The sequence below is a fragment of the Dongia deserti genome (genome assembly GCF_003574735.1).
Lineage (GTDB): Bacteria > Pseudomonadota > Alphaproteobacteria > Dongiales > Dongiaceae > Dongia_A > Dongia_A deserti.
Genome location: NZ_QORW01000015.1, coordinates 72,979 through 93,012, shown reverse-complemented (window position 1 = coordinate 93,012; position 20,034 = coordinate 72,979). Strand labels below are relative to the sequence as shown.

Annotated in this window: 15 protein-coding genes and 1 pseudogene; 5 read left to right on the top strand and 11 right to left on the bottom strand. The window is 62.6% G+C overall.

Annotation, left to right across the window (positions count from 1 at the left end):
* The first annotated feature begins 32 nt into the window (after positions 1-32).
* From DTX69_RS21795 to DTX69_RS21785, 3 genes are read left to right on the top strand one after another with little or no spacing between them, the layout of a single operon-like run.
* A complete protein-coding gene (locus DTX69_RS21795) occupies positions 33-470 on the top strand; it encodes a MarR family winged helix-turn-helix transcriptional regulator (RefSeq protein ID WP_119303695.1) in 438 nt (145 codons plus the stop codon).
* A gap of 47 nt (positions 471-517) precedes the next feature.
* The gene (locus tag DTX69_RS21790; protein WP_322090908.1) at positions 518-1,675 is read left to right on the top strand and encodes an efflux RND transporter periplasmic adaptor subunit; all 1,158 of its coding nucleotides are present in this window, start codon (positions 518-520) and stop codon (positions 1,673-1,675) included.
* Positions 1,672-4,773 carry an efflux RND transporter permease subunit gene (locus DTX69_RS21785; protein ID WP_119303693.1) on the top strand — a complete coding sequence of 1,034 codons (3,102 nt, stop codon included), beginning with the start codon at positions 1,672-1,674 and terminating at the stop codon, positions 4,771-4,773. Before DTX69_RS21790 ends, DTX69_RS21785 begins: the two co-directional genes overlap by 4 nt.
* A 57-nt stretch (positions 4,774-4,830) precedes the next feature.
* On the opposite strand, the gene DTX69_RS21780 is transcribed toward DTX69_RS21785, so the two are convergent.
* The 5 genes from DTX69_RS21780 to DTX69_RS21760 all read right to left on the bottom strand — a co-directional run bounded on the left by DTX69_RS21780 (position 4,831) and on the right by DTX69_RS21760 (position 11,669).
* Positions 4,831-5,565, bottom strand: coding sequence for a DUF899 family protein (locus DTX69_RS21780; protein ID WP_119303692.1), 735 nt, complete (start codon positions 5,563-5,565; stop codon positions 4,831-4,833).
* Between the two features lie 89 nt (positions 5,566-5,654).
* Entirely contained in the window at positions 5,655-6,407 is a 753-nt protein-coding gene (locus tag DTX69_RS21775; protein WP_119303691.1) for an SDR family NAD(P)-dependent oxidoreductase, read from the bottom strand.
* A gap of 99 nt (positions 6,408-6,506) precedes the next feature.
* Entirely contained in the window at positions 6,507-7,436 is a 930-nt protein-coding gene (locus DTX69_RS21770; protein ID WP_119303690.1) for a Kelch repeat-containing protein, read from the bottom strand.
* Between the two features lie 385 nt (positions 7,437-7,821).
* The gene (locus tag DTX69_RS21765; RefSeq protein WP_119303689.1) at positions 7,822-8,190 is read right to left on the bottom strand and encodes a response regulator; all 369 of its coding nucleotides are present in this window, start codon (positions 8,188-8,190) and stop codon (positions 7,822-7,824) included.
* A gap of 11 nt (positions 8,191-8,201) precedes the next feature.
* Positions 8,202-11,669, bottom strand: a complete 3,468-nt coding sequence (locus tag DTX69_RS21760; protein ID WP_162917444.1) for a chemotaxis protein CheB — start codon at positions 11,667-11,669, stop codon at positions 8,202-8,204.
* Between the two features lie 891 nt (positions 11,670-12,560).
* Between DTX69_RS21760 and DTX69_RS21755 the strand changes: the two genes are divergently transcribed.
* Positions 12,561-13,127 carry a GNAT family N-acetyltransferase gene (locus tag DTX69_RS21755; RefSeq protein WP_119303687.1) on the top strand — a complete coding sequence of 189 codons (567 nt, stop codon included), beginning with the start codon at positions 12,561-12,563 and terminating at the stop codon, positions 13,125-13,127.
* A 211-nt stretch (positions 13,128-13,338) separates the two neighbouring features.
* Positions 13,339-14,388, top strand: a complete 1,050-nt coding sequence (locus DTX69_RS21750) for a ketopantoate reductase family protein (RefSeq protein ID WP_119303686.1) — start codon at positions 13,339-13,341, stop codon at positions 14,386-14,388.
* A 125-nt stretch (positions 14,389-14,513) separates the two neighbouring features.
* On the opposite strand, the gene DTX69_RS21745 is transcribed toward DTX69_RS21750, so the two are convergent.
* The 6 genes and pseudogenes from DTX69_RS21745 to DTX69_RS21715 all read right to left on the bottom strand — a co-directional run.
* On the bottom strand, positions 14,514-14,735 hold the full coding sequence (locus tag DTX69_RS21745) for a hypothetical protein (RefSeq protein ID WP_119303685.1): 222 nt from the start codon (positions 14,733-14,735) through the stop codon (positions 14,514-14,516).
* 54 nt (positions 14,736-14,789) lie between these two features.
* A complete protein-coding gene (locus tag DTX69_RS21740; RefSeq protein WP_162917443.1) occupies positions 14,790-15,512 on the bottom strand; it encodes a DUF1194 domain-containing protein in 723 nt (240 codons plus the stop codon).
* A gap of 131 nt (positions 15,513-15,643) precedes the next feature.
* Positions 15,644-16,882 carry a PqqD family protein gene (locus DTX69_RS21735; RefSeq protein WP_119303683.1) on the bottom strand — a complete coding sequence of 413 codons (1,239 nt, stop codon included), beginning with the start codon at positions 16,880-16,882 and terminating at the stop codon, positions 15,644-15,646.
* Between the two features lie 695 nt (positions 16,883-17,577).
* Positions 17,578-18,657, bottom strand: coding sequence for a polysaccharide pyruvyl transferase family protein (locus DTX69_RS21725; RefSeq protein WP_284735979.1), 1,080 nt, complete (start codon positions 18,655-18,657; stop codon positions 17,578-17,580).
* A gap of 16 nt (positions 18,658-18,673) precedes the next feature.
* Positions 18,674-19,384, bottom strand: a complete 711-nt coding sequence (locus tag DTX69_RS21720) for a hypothetical protein (protein ID WP_162917441.1) — start codon at positions 19,382-19,384, stop codon at positions 18,674-18,676.
* A gap of 212 nt (positions 19,385-19,596) precedes the next feature.
* Positions 19,597-19,911, bottom strand: a pseudogene (locus tag DTX69_RS21715) (YciI family protein); the annotation flags it as partial.
* Between the last annotated feature and the right edge of the window lie 123 nt (positions 19,912-20,034).

Below are 20,034 nucleotides of genomic sequence, written 5' to 3'. Positions count from 1 at the left end.
GCGCATATACGCTAATTTGAGGAGTGACCCGCATGGCGCCAGAAGCCGCAGCGAAGTTTCAGCAGTGCAATTGCCTGGCGGTTCGCCAGGCGGCTCGCTACCTGACTCAATTCTACGATCAGTTTCTCGCATCATCAGGGTTGCGCACGACTCAGTTCTCGATTCTCGCCAAGTTGAGAGGATTCGGACCCCTTTCAATCAACGCTCTAGCGAAGGAGCTCGTGATGGACCGCACGACCCTGGGGCGGAACATGCTGCCTCTGGAGCGCGAAGGCCTGATTGAGATTGTTCCCGGCAGTTCCGATCGACGAACGAAGGACCTGCGTCTGACGGAGGCCGGCGTGGAGCGACTGCGCGCCGCGTCCGCTGGATGGAACCAGGCTCAATCCAGGTTTGAAGAGGCATTCGGCCGCAAGCGATCGTCGGAACTTCGTGCTCTGCTGCGCGAGGTCGTAGCTTCTGAGTTGTGAGCAGGAAACAAGAGTTGCCGAGAGGCCCATGCAATGGCGGTGCTGCGATGGCTGGAACAGAGTCAGAGATGAACTTGGCCGGTCATTGCCGATCCGCGCCAGGATATGGGCGGTTCGGCGGGACCGTAAGGGCGCGAGCTCTAGCCGCGTTCATTGCTGTTTTGCTCCTTTCTCTTGGCGGCTGTGACCAGCCCGAAGCTGATCCCCGAACGGCCGATACGCTGGTACGACTTGTGTCGGTGGAGCCGGCATCACCTGAGGAAAGGGCCTTCACCGGAACCGTTGCGGCCCGGGTCCAAAGCGATCTGGGTTTCAGGATTAGCGGAAAGATCGTCGAGCGCTTGGTGGATACCGGTCAGGTGATTCAAGCCGGGACACCGCTGTACCGAATCGATGCTACGGACTACGAGCACGCGATTACCGCCCAGCTGGGCAATGTCGGCGCCGCGAAAGCACGGTTGATTCAGGCCGCAGCAGATGAAAAACGCTATCGCCGCTTGTTACCATCGGGCGCCGTTTCGGCCTCGGAATATGATGCGGCAAAGGCTGCGGCGGACAGCGCCCGCGCCTTGTTGGACGCAGCGCAGGCGCAGCTGAAGGTCGCCCAGGACGAGAGCCAGTATTCCACCCTCGTGGCAGATGCAGATGGCACCGTGGTGGAGACGCTGGCCGAGCCAGGCCAGGTCGTGAGCGCTGGGCAGATCGTAGCGCGCATCGCGCACGTCGGCCCGCGTGAGGCGTCCGTCAGCCTGCCCGAAACGGTACGGCCGGCGATTGGATCGGCCGCGCAGGCTTCGCTCTATGGCCGCGATACCCGCTGGCCTGCCCGCCTGAGGCAGCTTTCCGATGCCGCCGATCCGCTGACCAGGACCTACGAGGCGCGTTATGTCCTCGACGGCGATGCTGCGACGGCGCCATTGGGCGCGACCGTGACCATTCTGTTGCCGAGTGACTTCGCCGCTGAGAGAACGGCCGTGCCGCTTGGCGCTCTGCGCGACGAAGGCAAGCAAGCCGGCGTCTGGGTCTTTGACGAGAAGACCTCCACCGTGACCTTTCGGCCGGTGCGGATCGATCAGGTCGGAGCCGAGACCGCCATTCTGAGTAGCGGCGTCTCCGTCGGAGAGCGGATCGTCGCGCTCGGCGCCCATCTCCTGCACGACGGGCAGCGGGTCCGGACAAGTGACGCTCAGGCCAGCCTGCCATGAGCCGGTTCAATCTCTCCGCCCTTGCCGTTCGGGAGCGCGCGATCACGCTGTTTCTGTTGATCGCGATCAGCGCAGCCGGCGCGTTTGCCTTCCTGCAGCTCGGCCGCGCCGAAGACCCCGCATTCACGATCAAGGTCCTCACGGTGACGGCAGCCTGGCCGGGCGCGACCGCCGAGGAGATGCAGAACCTCGTCGCCGAGCCGCTCGAAAAACGCCTCCAGGAACTGCGCTGGTATGATCGGGTGGAGACCTTCACGCGGCCGGGGCTGGCGTTTCTGACCTTGTCTCTGCTCGACAAGACCCCGCCCTCTGCGGTCGAAGATGAGTTCTACCAGGCGCGCAAGAAGCTCGGCGATGAGGCACCCAGCCTTCCTGCCGGCGTGCTCGGGCCGTTCATCAACGACGAGTATTCCGATGTGCAGTTCGCGCTCTATGCGATCAAGGCGCGGGGCATGCCGCCGCGGCAGCTGACGCGGGAAGCAGAAACCTTGCGCCAGCGCCTCCTCCATGTTCCGGGCGTGAAGAAGGTCGATATCTTCGGAGAGCGACCGGAACGGATCTTCGTGGAGTTCTCGTATGGCAGGCTGGCGAACCTCGGCATCAGCGCCCGCGAGATCTTCGAGGGCCTCCGGCGCCAGAACGTCGTGACGCCGGCGGGCTCGATCGATACCCACGGTCCACAGGTCTTCATCCGCGTCGACGGAGCCTATGACGACCTGCAGAAGATTGCCGACACGCCCATCGTCGCTGCAGGACGGACGTTGAAGCTCTCGGACATCGCCCAGGTGCGACGTGGCTATGACGACCCCGCGACCTTCCTGATCCGGCATGACGGCGAACCGGCGATGGTTCTCGGTGTCGTCATGAAAGAAGGATGGAATGCCCTCGATCTGGGCAAGGCGCTCGATGCGGAGGAACGCAAGATTGCGGCGGAACTGCCGGCCGGCCTTTCCTTCACGAAGATCAGCGATCAGGCGGTGAACGTCGAGGAAGCAGTTGGCGAGTTCATGATCAAGTTCTTCGTCGCCTTGGGCGTGATCATGGTCGTGAGCCTGATCAGCCTCGGGTGGCGCGTCGGCATCGTGGTGGCCGCCGCCGTGCCGCTGACACTGGCTGCAGTGTTCGTGATCATGCTGGTCACCGACCGGGTGTTCGACCGCATCACCCTCGGCGCACTCATCATTGCGCTGGGGCTCCTGGTCGATGACGCCATCATCGCCATCGAGATCATGGTGGTGAAGATGGAAGAAGGCTGGGACAGGATCAAGGCGGCCGCCTATGCCTGGAGCCATACCGCCGCTCCCATGCTGTCGGGAACGCTGGTCACCGTCATCGGCTTCACGCCTGTCGGTTTTGCGCGATCGACTGCCGGGGAATATGCCGGCAACATCTTCTGGATCGTCGGCTTTGCCCTGATCGCCTCCTGGGTCGTCGCGGTCGTCTTTACCCCTTACTTGGGCGTGAAGCTGCTTCCAGATATCAAGCCCATCAAGGGCGGTCATGAGGCCATCTATGCGACGCCCCGGTATGAGAAGTTCCGGCGGCTGGTGACATGGGCCGTGAACCACAAGTTCTTCGTCGCCGGCGCGGTGATCGGGGCTTTCCTGCTGGCTGGCGCGGGAATGGGGCTGGTCAAGCAGCAGTTCTTCCCGGCTTCGGACCGGCCGGAGGTGCTGGTTGAAGTGCAGATGCCCGAGGGAACCAGCATCGAGGCGACGGCCAGGGCCGCAACGAAGGTGGAGGACTGGCTGAGACAGCAGCCGGAAGCGAAGATCGTCACAACCTACATCGGTCGGGGTGCGCCGCGCTTCTTCTTTTCCTATAATCCGGAGCTGCCGGATCCCTCGTTTGCGAAGCTGATTGTGTTGACGCCTGACGCCGAGGCGCGCGAGCAGCTGAAGGTCAGGCTTCGTGCACAAGTGGCCGAAGGAATGGTGCCGGAAGGGCGGATCAGGGTCACACAGCTGGTATTCGGCCCTTACTCCCATTTCCCCGTCACGTTCCGCGTGATGGGGCCTGATCCCGCCAAGCTTCGCGAGATCGCGAATGATGTGCAGGCGGTGATGCGCGCCAATCCGAACACCCGCCAAGTGAATCAGGATTGGGGCGAGCGGGCGCCAACGGCGCGCTTCGTACTCGACCAGGACCGGCTTCGACTGATTGGGTTGACGTCTCAGGACGTGGCCGAGCAGCTGCAGTTTCTGCTGACCGGCGCGCCGGTAACCCAGGTGCGTGAAGACATCCGAACCGTCGAGGTCGTGGCGCGGAGCGCTGGTCCCGAACGGCTCGATCCCGCTCAGCTCGGCGACCTGACCTTGACGAGCCAGGATGGCCGCGTCGTTCCGCTCAGCCAGATCGGCCGCATAGAGGTCCGGCCGGAGGATCCCATTCTGAGGCGACGAGATCGCACGCCGACCATCACCGTTCAGTCGGATATTGACGAGCGGCTCCAGCCGCCGGAAGTCTCCAAGGAAATCGAGTCGGCGTTGCAACCGATCATCGGGCGCCTTCCGGCCGGATACCGCATTGAAACAGGCGGCAACATCGAAGATTCAGCCAAAGCCAATAGCGCCCTCGCGCCTGTCTTTCCCATTATGCTCGTCCTGACGCTGCTGGTCCTGGTCATTCAGGTCCGGTCCCTCTCCGCGATGGTTATGGTCTTCCTGACGGCGCCACTGGGCTTGATCGGGACGGTTCCGATCCTGCTGCTGTTCCAGCAGCCGTTCGGTTTCAATGCCATCCTCGGCCTCATCGGGCTGTCGGGCATCCTGATGCGCAACACGCTCATCCTGATCGGGCAGATCCAGACCAATCGCGAAGAAGGGCTGGACCCCTATCGTGCCGTCGTAGAGGCCACCGTCCAACGTGCGCGGCCCGTCATTTTGACGGCACTCGCCGCAATTCTGGCTTTCGTGCCGCTGACGCAATCCGTGTTCTGGGGCTCCATGGCCTACACACTGATCGGCGGAACCGCGGTCGGCACGGCACTGATTCTGATTTTTCTGCCGGCGCTCTACGCAATCTGGTTCCGTGTTCGCCCAGTGACCCCAGTGGAGAGCGTCCACATCGAGGATGAAATTCGAGCAGCCGCCCAGTAGCGAGAGCCGGTGCACTGCTTACGCCTGCTGAGTCCCCGCTGGCGCCTTCGGCCGATATCATTCGTATTCGAATTGCTCGTACGCGTGCGGCCGCCCTCCGGGCGTGAGGTCCAAGAGAGTCCACATCGGCTCGACCGTGCCGATATGCCGTGGATCTTGCCCCGGCTCGGCTGGCGCGAACAACAGCTCGGAGGCCCAACTCAGCCTGACCACCCCATCGGCGCCCTTGTGGAACACCGTGAGGATCGGCACCTGCTGTCCCTCCTCGTCCTCCCCATGATAGTCGCGTTTGAAGCGGGTGTTGGCGGCTGAAAGCAGCTTCAGATTGCGCCAGCCGCGATGCGCTGCAAAGGCTGCAACCCGCTCGATCGGTGCCTTGGCCACGGCGGCGATGTTTGCCCCCAGCCCCTCGACGTGCGGCACCGCTCCCTCCCAGTTGTCGAGCAAGGCCGTGCAAGAGGGACACGGCCCCTCCTCGAGGGGAAGCGCTGTCATCGGCCCACTGCTCGGCGCGCGCCGCTTGTCGCTGCGGTGCCGCGGGAACATGAAGTGGTAGAGGATCACCGTGTCGGTACCAGGCCGAAACAGTTCGGACAACCGTACCTTGGCTGGCACCCCCCGGGCGTCGATGTGGTCGAACTCGTAATCCTCGGGAACGGCTCCGCCCGGCGGCAGGGCTCGAACTGCCGCGGCCACGGCTTCCATTTCACGCCGGAGCGCGACCTCGCGCTCCAACAGCTTGTTCCGAGCGGCGCGATACTCCGGGCCCTCATTTGGAAAGGTCACGCCCATGGCTACCTCCATCGAAGCGAATGAGTGAAACATAACACGACCGGACTTGAACCGGTCCGCTCGTGGGAACGGACTTCCGTCGAAATGTCCTATTGTGCGGTATATCCACCGTCGACCGGATAGAACCCGCCCGTCGAAAAGCTGCTCTGGTCCGAGAGAAGGAACGCGATCAGGTTCGTGACCTCTTGCCGCGTTGCCATCCGCTGCATCGGGTGCGCCGCTCGGAAACCTTCCAGAACCTCATCGGGGGTCTGGCGCATCTTCGGTGTATCGACGAAACCCGGACCGACCGCGTTGACCCGAATGTTTTGCGTTGCGAACTCCAATGCGGCGACGCGCGTCAAGCCAAGCACGCCATGTTTCGCGGCCGTGTAGGCACCGACCCCAGGGAAGCCGATGATGCCGTTCGCGGCCGACAGGTTGACGATCGCCCCGCCACCGCTCTTCAGCATTTCGGGTATTTCATACTTCAGGCAATGGAACACCCCGCTGAGCGAAACCGCGATGACGGCGTTCCAGTCCTCGATGCCTGTGTCGGGTATTGTGGTGCCTCCCGGACCGACGACCGCTGCATTGTTCACCGCCAGATGCAGCCCGCCAAAGCGTCCAACCGTCGCCCTGACGAGCTCCGAGACCTGCTCTGGATCTGAGACATCGCAGGCGAAGCCAAGGCTGCGGGTGCCCGATGGGTCGAACGCCTGTGCCTTCTTGCTGGTCTTGTCCGCATCGCGGGATGCAACAACGACGCACGCGCCGCGAGCATGGAGCGTCTCTGCCACGGTTTCTCCGATCCCATCGGTGGCGCCTGTTACGATGGCAACCTTGTTCCTGAAATCCTGCATGCCATCACCTCCGATAAATGAGGCCTGCAATCACCTGCAGCCGCACCCGAGTACTGCCGAATCTTGCTGCGAACCAACTCCGCCCGCAATTTCCCCGCGTCACGGCGTGAAGATCTCGTTGGCGGATGAGGCGGAGCCGCCGGGCGAGGGGCCGCCGGCGATGACATGCATCTTCCCGACGACCGCGGCCCCCAGGCCGTGGCGTGCCGTCGGCATCGGGGCATGGCTGGTCCAGCTATCGCTCCTGGGGTCATAGGCCTCGACCTCGTCGAACGTCCCCGCTGGCGCCTCGCCGCCGACAACGAAAATCCGACCGCCGAGTACCGCCGCCGCGATGCCGCTGCGGGGCGTCGGCAGCGGCTTCCGCGCCTCCCAGCGATCGGCCGCCGGATCATACGACTCGTTTGCGGCCAGGTTCCGCGAATAGCTGCCGTCCACGCGCCCACCGATGGCATAGAGACGCCCGTTCACCGTGGCCGCCGCGAGATGGTCGCGCGGCGTCGGAAGTGGCGCCAGCGCCCTCCATCGATCGGTCGAGGGATCATAGACCTCGTGAGCCGGCGTGTTGCGCCGGTCATTGCCCGACCCTCCGACCGCATGGATCTTGTCGTCGATGACGGCGACGGCCAGCGCACCCCGTGGCGTCGGCATGGCAGCAAGGGAGCGCCAGCGGTCGCCAGCCGGGTCGTACTCATAGACCGAGTTGGTCGGGTCCCAGCCATTGGCGTACCCCCCGATGACATAGAGCTTGCTGTTGAGCCCGATCGCCCCTGCGTGATGCAGCGCGCGCGGAATGGCGGCGCCGCGGCTCCAGCGATCGCCTGCGGGATCGTAGATCTCGAGCTCTTGCTGGCCGCCGAATCCGCCAACGACGTAGATTTTGCCGTCCAGCGCGGCGACCGCCACCTCGGAACGCTCCGACGGCATCGCTGCGCCGGTCGTCCATTCGCCGGTCCCCTGGGCCGAGGCAACGCTACCCAGGAACAGGCCGAGGAGCAGTGCAGGAAAGAAGATCTGGATCTTTGCCATCTTACCTCCCGGGCTTGCTTGTGTTGCCGGTCCACGGCAGCGAGGCGCAGCTCGCTGGTGGTATTAGTCTCAACATATGAATCCTAAATTCAAAGTGTCATGTCATTGCCGAGCTTGACACGGCAATGACACGGTGCCGCGGCACCCACCCGATCGGCCAGCCGCCACCCGATCCGGAATCTTTATCTCTCCGCCCGTGCCGCCATTGCCTTGCCCGGGAGCACGTCGATGCCTGAACTATCCCGCAGAGGAGACCTGTGCAGTCACGGCACAAAAAAGTAGTGGACTTGGATTAGGGCCCCGCTGGTGAGCGCGCTGCATCGTGGCAGGTTCAGTCATCGCGGGCACCGCATGACGACGAGCCCGATCTGGCATGCATTGGCCCCTAGTCGGCGCGGCGCCGAAGCGCCATGGAAAAAGTATCTCGCAGATCTGCACTCGTATACGGCTTGGTGACGCAGAGCGCGAACTCGGGAAAAGGCTGATTCTTCATCTCGTAACCTGTCGCGAACACGACCGCTACGCCGCGGCGCCATAGACTCTCCGCCAGCGGAAAGCTGACTTGACCGTTGATGTTGACATCGAGCATCGCCGCGTCGAAATGGCAATTCGACGCCAGTTGTTCCGCCTCGGCGAGCGTGCTCGCGATCTTCACCGTCTCCGCACCTAACCCCAGCAGAACCTGCTCAGCATCCATAGCGATGAGAAACTCGTCCTCGAGCAGCAGCACCCTTGCGCCGGCCAGATCGCCCATTTTCAAACCTCTTAGAACGGCACGGTAATCGTGCAGTGGGCGCCCCCCGCGGCCAGTCGGTAGTCGCACTTGCCTTGCAGGTCGTGCCCGACGGCACTCTTGATCAGCTTCATGCCGAAGCCCGACCTCGCCTTCGTTGGTACTCCCGGCACGCTGCTTTCGGTCCAGTCGATCGAGAGTCGCCTGCCAGCGGCATCAACGCTGACCATCCACGCGATGGACAGAGTGGCCCCATCGTGCGCGAGCGCCCCATATTTTGCGGCGTTCGTGACCAGTTCATGGAGTGTCAGCGTCAACGTAAGCGCGTGCTTGGGCGGCAGGCGGACCTCTGGACCATTGATCGTGACCTGCCCCTTCTGAGTATATGGCCGCAGCTCCGCATCGAGAATGTCGCGCAGGGATGCATCGCGCCAGTCGTGCAAGGTGAGGAGGTTGTGCGTCGCCGCCAGCGCACCGACACGTTGCTTGAGCGTCTCCACGAAATCCGCGCGATCCGACTTGGTTGCAGCTGTCTGATTGACGATCGACGTGACCGTCGCCAACGTATTCTTGACGCGGTGCTGCAGTTCGTCCATCAGCCGCCGCAGCTCCTTCTCGAGTCGCCGCACGTCGGTCACGTCCTTGAGAACCACACCGACTGCAGTCACGCGCTCGTCCTCCTCGTACGGATAGACGTCGATGAGGAAGTCTCTTGCGCCATCCCCGTTTATGCGGATGGTTGCGTCAAGATTGCTCATCTCCCGACCCTGCTCGAAAACATCCGCGGCAGGCCCTTCCATGCGTTCCGCCAGCACCGGAACCACGTCTTTAAGCGCGCGGCCGACGAGCTCTTCCACGCTGTGGCCAGTCAAGTCGGCGAGGTGCCGATTGACCTTCAGGAATCGGCGATTGCGGTCGATCATGGCCATGCCAACGGGCGCAGTCTTGTACAGCGTCTCGATTTCGTGGCTGCGTTGACGTGCAAGGTCCTCGTTGCGCGCTAAGTCTGCCTGGGTCTGCCTGATCTTCGTGACATCGGAGAACACAAGAATGACGCCATCGCTTATGTCGTTGACGTCGCGATACGGAAGAACGCGCAGCACATAGCTCTCGTTGCCGTTATCGATCGTGAGCTCTTGCTCGATCGGCTCGCCGATCTCCAGCACCTTGCGGCTGAGTTCTTCGAGCTGGCGTTGATCCGTACGCGATACCACATCCGAGAAAGACCTGCCCCGATCCTGATCCTGGAAGCGGAACAGCGCCTTCGTTGCCGGGGTGAAGTTCCTGATCCGCAGCTTGCGATCCAGGAAGATCGTCGGCACTTGCGTGCTTTCGATGAAGTTCTGCAGATCGCTATTGGCGCGCGCGAGCTGGTCGACCTTGTTCTTGAGCTCTTCGTTGACGGTGGCGAGCTCTTCGTTCGCCGACTGCAGCTCCTCGTTCATGGACATCATTTCTTCGTTCGAACTCTTCAACTCCTCGTTCGATGTCTCCAGCTCCTCGACCGTCGTGCGCAGCCTGGACCGCGTCTCGTTGAGTTCATCCTCAAGCTCGCTGATCCGCTCTTCGTGGGAATAGCTCTCGACATCGACCTCGCTCTCGTCGTCGAAGTCCCGATTGCCCGTCCGTGCGTCCTGGAATACGAGGAGCGTCTCCTCTTCGCTGATCGGGTCGGCATTCAGATCGACCAGGAAGATTGCATCTCCTTCTCCCTCGACACGCACCTCACGCTTGATCGTGCGCTTCCTGCTCGCCCGCGCTCCGTCGAGCACTGCGCGCACCGCGGAGCGAAGACCGCGCTTGGCAAGATCGGTGATCTTGTTGGACGGTGTTCCCTCCGCAAGTTCGAGGTACCTTCCGGTTCTGGTCGATGAGCGGACAACATCATTATCGGAATTGACCACAACGTGCGCGGGAGCATAGCGCTCCATGACCCGCCGCACGACGGCATCTGCGCGATCGCCGCCTATGCGTTGCCCCTCGGCCGGTTTGCTCGCCGCTGCCGCAAGTGCAAGCGGCTCGACGAACAACGGCATCGCCACGGACTGGCGATAGGCGCCGCGCCGTCTGTATATGCGGTGCGTCTGTTCGACGGTCTCGAAGAGATCGCTGCGCCCGGCAATGTTCTCGGCAGAGCCCAGAAACAGCCAGCCCTGCGGCTTCAGTGAGTAGTGGAACACCGGGATCAGGCGTTGCTGCAGAGCTGTGTTCAGATAGATGAGAAGGTTGCGGCAGACGATCATGTCGACGCGCGAGAACGGCGGGTCCTTGATGATGTTGTGGTTGGAGACCCGCACCATGTCGCGGATGCTTTGATTCAGCACATAATCGTCTTCTTGCGCATAGAAGTAGCGGTCGAGCAGCTCGATCGGCACGTCCTTGACCGCCGATTGCGGGTAGCTTGCCGCGCGCGCTTTCTGCAGCATCGCTTCGTCGATGTCGGTGGCGAAGATCTGGACGGTTGGTCGCGCCGGTGCTCGCGCGAGGGCTTCCGCGATCAGGATGGCAATGCTGTAGGCTTCCTCGCCACTTGAACAGCCTGGTGTCCAAAGTCGGATCGTGTCGCTCGCGCCCTTGTCGCGCAAGAGTACCGGCACCACTTCGCGGCGGAGGAAGTCGAATGCCTCTGCGTCGCGGAAGAAGCAGGTGACGTTGATGAGCAGGTCACGAAAGAGCAGCCTCGCTTCGTCCGCCTTCTCCCGGACGCGCTCAAGGTAGTCGGGCGGGCTGGCAATGCCGAGCACCTGCATGCGCCGCTGGATACGCCGCATCATCGTGCTGCGCTTGTATTGGCTGAAATCGTGGCCGAGCCGGTGGCGCAGCTCTTCACACACAGCGAGCAGGAAATCGGTAACATCCGGCAGGCTGAAGATGCTCGCGTGACCGCGATCGAAATAGTCTCGAATGGCCGCTGGCATGTCGCCGACCGGCATCACTTTGTCGACTAGGCCGGTGGCAACGGCGCTCTTCGGCATGCCATCATACTTCGCTGTTTTCGGGTCCTGAACCAGGGTGAGGCCGCCGGCCTCCTTTATCGCACGAAGCCCCTCGCTGCCGTCCGCTCCTGTGCCGGAGAGGACTACACAGGCGGCGTTGGCTCCTTGATCCTGCGCCAAGCTGCGGAAAAAGACATCGATGGGCCGGCGAAAGCCGCGTGGCTCGGAAAACCCGGAAAGCCTCAATCGCCCCTTGTCGATCACGAGGCTGGCATTTGGCGGGATAAGATAAAGGTGATTCGGCTCGATCGGCATGCCATCAGCGATCTGGCGCACCGGCATCGTGGTTCGGCGGGAAAGCAGTTCGGCCAGCATACTTTCGTGGTTGGGATCGAGATGCTGAACCAGCACATAAGCGAGGCCGGCGTCTGGAGGCGCCGCCATCAGGAAGTTTTGAAACGCCTCCAGTCCGCCGGCTGAAGCGCCCAAGCCGACCACCGGACAGGGGGCAGGATGCGCGCCAAGCTCGGGGCGGTCCGGCGAATGCAGGCCATCAACGGCCACAGACTCTTCTGAAGGGTCGTGTGACATTTTCCGATAGGATTGATGCCGCGGAATGCGGCCTTGCAGATGAAACGTCGCAACCGCAGGTGAGTTCCCGCGCCACGAACTTGGGGGCCAAACTTCGCTGCAACCTGCTTGCGGAACGACTACGTCAACTGCTCAGTCAGCAGTGACGCTTGGCGGACATTAACGTGGGCTGAGAACTTGGTCGGCTCCGTAGTCCTGGGCACACCCAATTGGGCGCGACAGAGCACACGCGTCGGGAACGCATCGAAGAACTTAATGTGGCGATGACACAATCATCTGGCGCTAAACAGCTCGGGGATTCACCTCCCCGCCGATCCTGACGTATTTCGCGCAGTTCGGAACGAAACCCTGTTTGAAGCGGAAAGTTCCGTCGAAATGAACCTCAAAAGGACCGTGCCTTGATGGCATTTGCGGGATCTTGAGACAGCTGCGCTTTCGGGTCAAAGAGCGCCCTACACCACAATGATTACAGCAGTTCGGTTGTTCTGACGCGCTCTTCGACCTCACCAGCAACAGCCATAGCCGCCTATGGCGCGCTAACGAGCGGTCAATCGACGTTCGCTTTTATACCCGCGAGAGTCTCGAAGCACATCACCTCCGACAGGTCCATAGTCGGAAAAGATGCGAGCACTTGCATACTATTCTGGCAGCAGAAGTCCGCTCCGCCAAGGGTCAAGATCGGTAGTCGAAGAGCTGCCAAGCATGTCAGCGGATCGGCCCGGACCGGAGATGACGATTGCCCGCGTCAGCTGATCATTAGCACCTCACTTTAACGAGCTAGCGCGGTGCCAGAGACGAGCTGGCGCGGCATGAGCTGGCTAAGGGAGGGCTGGCGGCGTTACGGAATCGTGCTAGGCTGGTTCTATGACGACGATCGGGCTGGCAACCGAGCGGGCTGCTGCGGGAATCGCCAAAGTTTACGTCGATACCTGGCGGTCGACCTACGCCGCAGTCCTGCCGCACCGCATGCTGCTCCGCATGTCCTACGAGCGCCAGGCGCGCGAATGGTCCTGGATCATCCGCAACCGCGCCGACGCACAGCCGGTCATCGTGGCCGCTGACGCAGATCGTGATGTGATCGGATTTACGAGCTTCGGGCTGTCGCGGCCCGGCAATCGCCCGGCCGGTGGGCGCTTCGCCGGCGACGGCAACACAAACGTCGGCGAGATCCACACGCTCTATGTCCTGCCGGAATTCCAGGAGCGCGGCATCGGCCGGCGGCTATTGTCGGCCGCCTTTGCCGCGATGCTCGTCAAGGGCTATGACTGCAGCTTCCTGTGGGTCCTGCGCGACAATCCTTCACGCTACTTCTACGAGCGCGTCGGCGGCAAAGCGGTCGCCGAGCGTCGAGAGCGCCTGTGGGGCTGCACGCTCGACGAAATCTGCTACGGCTGGCCCGATCTCAGGGGTGCACGCCACAGCGACCGTTGACGCCACTTGCCAACGGAGCGCGGCAATGGCGGTAGCTATCGATTCACACGGACGCGGCCGCTCTATGCACGAAGGGCCGTTCCAAATATGGTCTAAGGTCTGGCTTGACCGTTCCTTCGCCCGGGCCGATCACTGATCTGACGGAAATCGGCAGCCCAGCTTGGCTTTGGGGGCTGGAAATGAGTCCGGCATCATCTCTGGGAGCGGAAGCATGGCGCGCGACATTCTGATCCTTGGGGCCTCGTATGGCTCGTTGCTGGCGACAAAGCTGTTGATGGCCGGTCACAACGTGACCCTGGTCTGTCGGCAAAAGACTGCCGAACTCATCAATCGCGACGGTACCGAAGTTCGCATCAAGCTGCGTGACGAGCCGATACATCGGGCGATCTTCTCGCGCGATCTGCCTGGGACTCTGGACGCGGCCTCGCCCGAAGACGTCGACCTCTCCCGCTATGACCTCGTTGGTCTTGCCATGCAGGAGCCGCAATACACCAACCACACGATCCGGGTGCTGATGATCAAGATCGCGGAGGCGAGGCTGCCTTGTCTCTCGATCATGAACATGCCGCCCTTGCCCTATCTCAAACGGATCCCGGCGCTGGCGGATATGGAGTTGGAGGAAGCCTATACCAATGCCCAGGTGTGGGAACGCTTCGAGCCGGGGCTGGTGTCACTCTGCTCGCCCGATCCGCAGGCATTCCGCCCGCCGGAGGAGGCGGCGAATGTCCTGCATGTCGGCCTGGCGACAAACTTCAAGGCAGCGACATTTGCGGATGAGGCGCATAACCGTCTGCTTCGGGAGCTGGAAGCAGACATCGGCGCGGTGAGGCTGGATGGTCACGACGTTCCGGTGAAGCTCAAGGTGTTCGACTCGCTCTTCGTCCCTCTCGCCAAATGGTCGATGCTGTTGACCGGCAACTACCGCTGCATCACGCTGCATGAGCCGCGGTCGATCCGCGATGCGGTGCACGAGGACCTGAAGCTCTCGAAGTCGATCTATGACCATGTCGATGCCGTCGCGCGGCGTCTGGGGGCCGACCCCAAGGATCAGGTGCCGTTCGAGAAGTACGCCAAGGCGGCGGAAAGCCTTCTCAAACCTTCCTCGGCGGCCCGGGCTGTCGCCGCTGGAGCGCCGTTCATCGAGCGGGTCGACCTGCTGGTGAAGTTGATCTCGCATCAGCTCGGCGTGCCCAATGCCGAAATCGACCGCACGGTCGACATCGTAGATCACAAACTGAACGATCGGATCGTACCGGGCTGACCCGGCGCGCTGCCATTTTGGCCGTTCGCGGGGCGTCTCATCAGTGAACTGCCAGAGCAGACCAGCTGCCGATGCAGTAGACCCGCGCACTTGAGATCAGGCCAGATTTTCCATCGGCGGGAGTATCATCCCTTCATCCTGTCCCGCTTTTCGTCCATGCGTGTTGGCGAAAGATGCCCGATCTGGATGCGCATTTCCTCCAGCGCGCGCTCAAGCAATTGGAGACGGTGCCTGCCTTCCATTGCGTCTTTCCCCGACCGTTCCAATTGCTCGATCTTCTCGATCTGCTCCGTTATGCGCTGCTGCATAAGCCGGATGTGCTCAAATGCCTGTGTCTTGTCTGCCATGTCTCTCGACCCTCAAATGTCATCCAGTGGTGCGAACGCGCGCAGATACCATCATCAATCCTGTCGCGGGTTCGGAGGCTCAGCGAGCGCCGCCTCTGCCAGCAGGTCGCGCCTGAATTTCTCAGCCATGATTTGGCCAGCGTCATTCGGGCTGGATAGCTTCATGACGAAGGAGCCGTGCCCCCCGATCACATGGGATCGGAAATACTGCACGAGACCTTGGCGATCACCCATCGCCACTCCATTGACAATCAAGCCCTTTGAGACAGCCCGGCCTCTCGCCTCGCTTACGCCGTCATCGCCATCCGTCGCCGCGTTGTCGACACCATTTGCGCAGATGTTCATCACCGATCGACTGGTTTCAAAGGGAGCCGATGCCAGAAGCAGCGACGCGTGATCGATCGCCGCTGAGATATCAGTTCGCCGTTCAGGGCTGACAACGCTGCCCCGATCGCGCGCGTCCTCGACATCCCCGCCTCCATAATCGGAACGGTCGACGAGTTCGACCGAACCAACGACCGCGGACACGTGCGCCGCCTGTTCGGCGGAGCCGATGATTGTCCACGGCACCAGCACGTCGAACCGACCATCGCTCGACCAGGTGAATACTGCGAACCCGATCCGTCGATGGGGACCGGCCGTCGCGGCATCAAGGAAGCTCGGATCGAGCAGCGCCCGCGCGAGCCCTGCCTGCTGAAGCCATTCCTCATGCCGGCCGATGGAGTCCGACACGTCGATTGCAGTGATGACGTTGGCGTCCGTGCGCGTGTCCTGCAAGGACACGTCCGACGCCTGAGCGCGAGCGCAGACGAGGAGCGTGGCGGCCAGCAGGAAAGCGAGAGACGGTATGCAACGCGCCAATCGTGCGCCATGCAACGCCGAGCAACGGCCTGATGCCTCATGGATCATCAGTGCCTCGCTCGGCGCATGCGCGAATGGCACCGCTCGATCAGCTTATTGGCGTGCAGGTCTGCGATCAGCGCCTGCACATCGCCTTTGATTGTCGCAGCATCGACTGCGGGAAAGGCGTTGGAAATTGCTGCTGCGGCATCGGAGACGCTCGTTGGCTTGTGCAGAAGGCGCCACAGTCCCGCTGCGACCGGGTTCAGGTGGTAGATCGACTGACCCCGCGGGTCGACCAGGAACGCATCATTCTCAACGGCGCGAAGGATGATCGCCGGATTGCGCCGGTATCGGCCGGTGTTGCGCAAGCCGTCGCACCGCGCCTTCGGATGGCGGGCGTCCGAGAGCATGGCATTGGATGCCATGCTCTGAGGCGCCGGTGCGGCTTTTACTTCCTGATTCGGCGCTGTTCGGCCCTGGAATACATCCAGCAGCAGGCTTGCCGCATCGTCCAGGCTGGAATAGCGCAGCGTGTAGCAGGGCATCCCGCGCAACAGGTCGTGGAGGCAATCGGCAATGTCGGCTGCGGAGACCGATCGCGCGAAGTTCTGCCGGATTGCCCGTTGGAGCCCGAGGCTCTTCGACGTCGGCACGAGCTGCGCCTTGCCCCGTGGCCGGCGATCGAGGAGGACGCAGGCCGCCACCGGCATTCTGCGCCCGTGGCGGATCAAGACCTCCGGCGGCAGGTCAAGGTAGAGGTAACGATTGTCACTTGGTCCGCTGTGAGCCCGGACGAAGCGGCGAAAATCGACACCGGCGTTCTTCGGAAGGGGAAGGCGCAGCCTCGGAGCAATTCCCAGAGCGACGCCCTGACGCGACGATCTGCATATCGGCAGCACGTCGTCCGCAAAAACCGGAACGCTGGAAGCGGCAAGGCGCGCGAGCAGCGTGCTCTTTCCAGCGCGGAACTGGTTGGGAAACATCACGAGCCCGTCGGGAAAGGCCGCGGCGCCACTGTGCAGGCAGAGCAGTGATGGTTCGTCGGCCACGTAGATCTCGACGAGATCGGCGATGAAGGCACAAACGGCGCTGATGTCGGTGGGCTGATGGATCGCCGGACCGAGTGATGGCGTCTCCAGGCGATAGCTGTTGTTCTTCTTGCGCAAGGCGATGACTGGGTCATCCGCCGACGAGGCCAGTTTCCTCATTCGCCAACCGCGGAACACGGTTCCAAAGCGACCGCGCAGTTCCTCGCACCCGTCGAGCTCGATTGGTCGTGCAATCCCTTCGAACGCCATCAACATGGCAGAGTGCTTCCTTCCCTTCGGCTCGTTTCCCGACCCAAGCGCCGTGCTTGGGTCGGAAACCGGAGTGAGTTGGCTGTTGGGATCGTGATCCGCTGCTGGAGTCCGAGCGCCCTGGCGACCTTGAGGCTGTCAGGGCTCGAACGCGCCGATTACGATGGACGGGAGTTGCCCCGGTACCGAAGAGACCCGCTGGGTCCGCTCTTGCGCCCGCGACTGCCGCTGCTCCGACCGCCACTGCTCCGACCGCCACTGCCGCGACCGCCACTGCCGCGACCACCACTCCCACGGCCGCCGCTGCCGCGGCCACCACTCCCACGGCCACCACTCCCACGGCCGCCGCTGCCGCCGCTGCCCTTGCTCGCGGCCTGGGCCTGACTGAGTTGAAGCATCGTGGGTGTTGCGTAGGCGATGGCGATGCCAAGCCCGAGCCGCTTCAGCATCTTCCGCCGATCCGGGTTCGGTGCATTGTCAGCGGAGGCGCTTCGGTTGATGCGCGTAAGCATGAGTCTCTCTCCATGTCTCTGATGGGATCTCCGATCGCTTGCGTGGTGACACGGTTCGGCCGTATCTGCTTGCGAAGCGGGCGGAACGCTCGACAAAGTGCGTCCTCGCAGTTGCCCAAGATGCCAGGGACAGGTGAGAAATCGCGCGTGCTTCAGATTAAGTTCGAGAAAGCATAACATTAAAAGTTTCTAATATTTCTGGCAGGCAAGAAGATCGCGTGCCTGCGCAAGTGCTTCTTCCATCGTCTCGGCACGCCTCATGGACTCGAGCTCGCTGGTCCAAACCGCCAGAAAGCTGCTCAGCTTCCCGTATGAGTTGTCGAGCACGACGTGCGGAATGCCCAACATGGTGGATATGATATGTGCGTGCAGCCGGTCGCTGATCACCACTTTTCCCTGCGAAAGGATTCGCACGCCGCGGCGGCACCGGCTCCAGGCGAATGCGTCGTAGCGAGCCTGCCTGCGAGCAGCGGCGCCGGTCAGGGCGGCGCGGATGGTGGCCCGAAACCTGGCGCCGCGCCGCTCACCGCGAGTCTCCGTCAGCCAGTCGGTGACAATCGCGCCTTCGGGCACAAGCGAATCATCCAACGTAGCCTTTCGTTCCTTGTCGGTGCGCAGCAGGCACAACAGATCCGCACGCGAAGGGCGGCGGTGCTCCCGGCGCATGTAGAAGGCCATGTCGGGACAAAGGTGAACTGGGCAATCGAAATGGGAACGCGCGAACGCGAACGACGCGCGATCACGGACGAGCAGGGTGAATGCGCCATGGTTGCGGATCGCCCGCGCGGTGTCGGCGATCGACGACTCATCGGAAAAGTGGATCGATTGCGGCAGCTGAATGATCGGGCGGCCAGGGAACCGCTCCATCAACTCGCGGCGGAAGTCCTGATGCTCAGGCCATAGCGTCCCGAAGTTGCCGCCGCCGTGGATCAGGATCGCGCCTTCAGGAGCGCTTTCCCTCAGCTCCGCCGCAGAATAGTCGGTTGCGGCGCAGCAGTAGGCTGGCCGCACGCCCCGCACTCGGGAAAGATACTCGACCTCACCCACCCAGATCGCGGAATCTCCGACGTTGGGGTGACTCGGGTAATCGACCAGGCACAGCGGTCCCGGCGGAAGGACCTGCCGCAGGACGTCATGGATGGCTCCCTGAAGCAGCTCGATGAGGGCTTCAGCTTCGATCGATCGCTGTGTTGGGATTCCCTGTTCGCCAGCTCCCCTTCGTTGAGATCCGCTCGCACCCTGGAACGCAGACGCAGGCGGCCGAGCCATTGCCGATCGCGCACTCTCAGTCGGCGGTCGCATCGTGCACCCGTCGGCGGTTCGCGCCCATGCTCACTACGAGTAAGGCTAGCGCGGCGTTGAGCTCAGCGATTTCTTCCAGGGGGCCGAGGCGATCCAGTACCCCAATATCGAGATCGAGGAGGGCGGAGAAAGCTATTGCTGCAATGAAAAGCGCCATCGCTGAGTACGTCCGATCAGCGACGATGCGGCGGGCCAGGCCGAACAGCTCACGACACCAGAGGATCATGAAGACAAGGCCAATGACACTTGCACCGCCGACGATCGTCACCATCAGCATGGGATCGACGTGCGATGAGAGGCGGTATGTCAGGATGAAAAGGTCATGCGCGCCATCGAACTCGCCACCCCCCGTCATCTCCGGCATGGACCAGCCGAAGAGTCGTGCGCCGAAGCTGATCTCGTCGAGGAAGCCAAGGATGCCCAGGCCGGCGGCAACGGGCAGGAGGATGCGGTAATCGCGCGGTCCCGGTCGCCGCAAGAAGGCCCCGACCACGAACGCCGCAAGAAACAAGAGTGCTGTCGCAACTTCGACAGCGCGATCCTCGCCGAAAACCGGCGCGCGAAGCCCGACAGCGTAGAGTGCGATCAGCGCGACGTCGCCGGTGGCCACACATAGGATCGTCGTGAGCGGGTACTTGCTCCACCGGTCAAAGAGCCAGCCCGAGATCGCGCCAGCGTGAACGGTGCTATCCATGATTGCCCAACCCATCGCTGTGCGCAGCCGTCGCGGGCTGACTCATTGCCCTTTCATGATAGGCGCGTGACGATGAGGAGAGGCGGGGAGGCGGATTAAACTTGGATGAGGACCAAGAGTCACCGCTGCGCTGAGCTCGACGCGCTGAGGCTAGATACGTTGCATCCGCCCCGCGTCAGCTGCAGCCGCAGCTGGTTCCAGTTGCGATAGCTTCAGCTCTCGTCTCGGCCTTCCAGCGGCGCACCAGGGCGATAGAGCGCGATCGGTCGTATTTCATAGACCGCGGTCGGATTGGCGCGCCGCAGGTCGCGCGCCGCCGCAATGGCCGCCTCGAGCGCCGGACAATCCACGACGTAGAAGCCGAGCAACTGCTCCTTGGTCTCGGCGAACGGGCCGTCCGTGATCATGCCGTCGCCCTTTCCCCGCAAGGTCACGGCGCGCCGTGTCGGGCCAAGCCGTGCGGCGGGGCCTAAGCACTTCTCCCGGATCAGGCGATCATTGACCTGGAGCAGGTCGGCCATGAGCGCCGCATCCTCCTCCTTGGTTCACGATTCGACCACGCCCTCCGCGTGATAAGCCAAGATTGCATAGAGCACGAACTGTTCCTCCTTGTGCATCCGCCGATTCCGCTGATCGGCTTCATACCGCGC

Excerpts from the sequence above, each read along its gene's own strand:
- DTX69_RS21780 (WP_119303692.1), bottom strand. The coding sequence starts at position 5,565 with ATGGGCGTGACCTTTCCAAATGAGGGCCCGGAGTATCGCGCCGCTCGG.
- DTX69_RS21765 (WP_119303689.1), bottom strand. The coding sequence starts at position 8,190 with ATGGGCGATCTGGCCGGCGCAAGGGTGCTGCTGCTCGAGGACGAGTTT.
- DTX69_RS21795 (WP_119303695.1), top strand. The coding sequence starts at position 33 with ATGGCGCCAGAAGCCGCAGCGAAGTTTCAGCAGTGCAATTGCCTGGCG.
- DTX69_RS21775 (WP_119303691.1), bottom strand. The coding sequence starts at position 6,407 with ATGCAGGATTTCAGGAACAAGGTTGCCATCGTAACAGGCGCCACCGAT.
- DTX69_RS21770 (WP_119303690.1), bottom strand. The coding sequence starts at position 7,436 with ATGGCAAAGATCCAGATCTTCTTTCCTGCACTGCTCCTCGGCCTGTTC.
- DTX69_RS21735 (WP_119303683.1), bottom strand. The coding sequence starts at position 16,882 with ATGTTGATGGCGTTCGAAGGGATTGCACGACCAATCGAGCTCGACGGG.
- DTX69_RS21755 (WP_119303687.1), top strand. The coding sequence starts at position 12,561 with ATGACGACGATCGGGCTGGCAACCGAGCGGGCTGCTGCGGGAATCGCC.
- DTX69_RS21725 (WP_284735979.1), bottom strand. The coding sequence starts at position 18,657 with ATGGCTCGGCCGCCTGCGTCTGCGTTCCAGGGTGCGAGCGGATCTCAA.
- DTX69_RS21745 (WP_119303685.1), bottom strand. The coding sequence starts at position 14,735 with ATGGCAGACAAGACACAGGCATTTGAGCACATCCGGCTTATGCAGCAG.
- DTX69_RS21750 (WP_119303686.1), top strand. The coding sequence starts at position 13,339 with ATGGCGCGCGACATTCTGATCCTTGGGGCCTCGTATGGCTCGTTGCTG.
- DTX69_RS21720 (WP_162917441.1), bottom strand. The coding sequence starts at position 19,384 with ATGGATAGCACCGTTCACGCTGGCGCGATCTCGGGCTGGCTCTTTGAC.
- DTX69_RS21790 (WP_322090908.1), top strand. The coding sequence starts at position 518 with ATGGCTGGAACAGAGTCAGAGATGAACTTGGCCGGTCATTGCCGATCC.
- DTX69_RS21785 (WP_119303693.1), top strand. The coding sequence starts at position 1,672 with ATGAGCCGGTTCAATCTCTCCGCCCTTGCCGTTCGGGAGCGCGCGATC.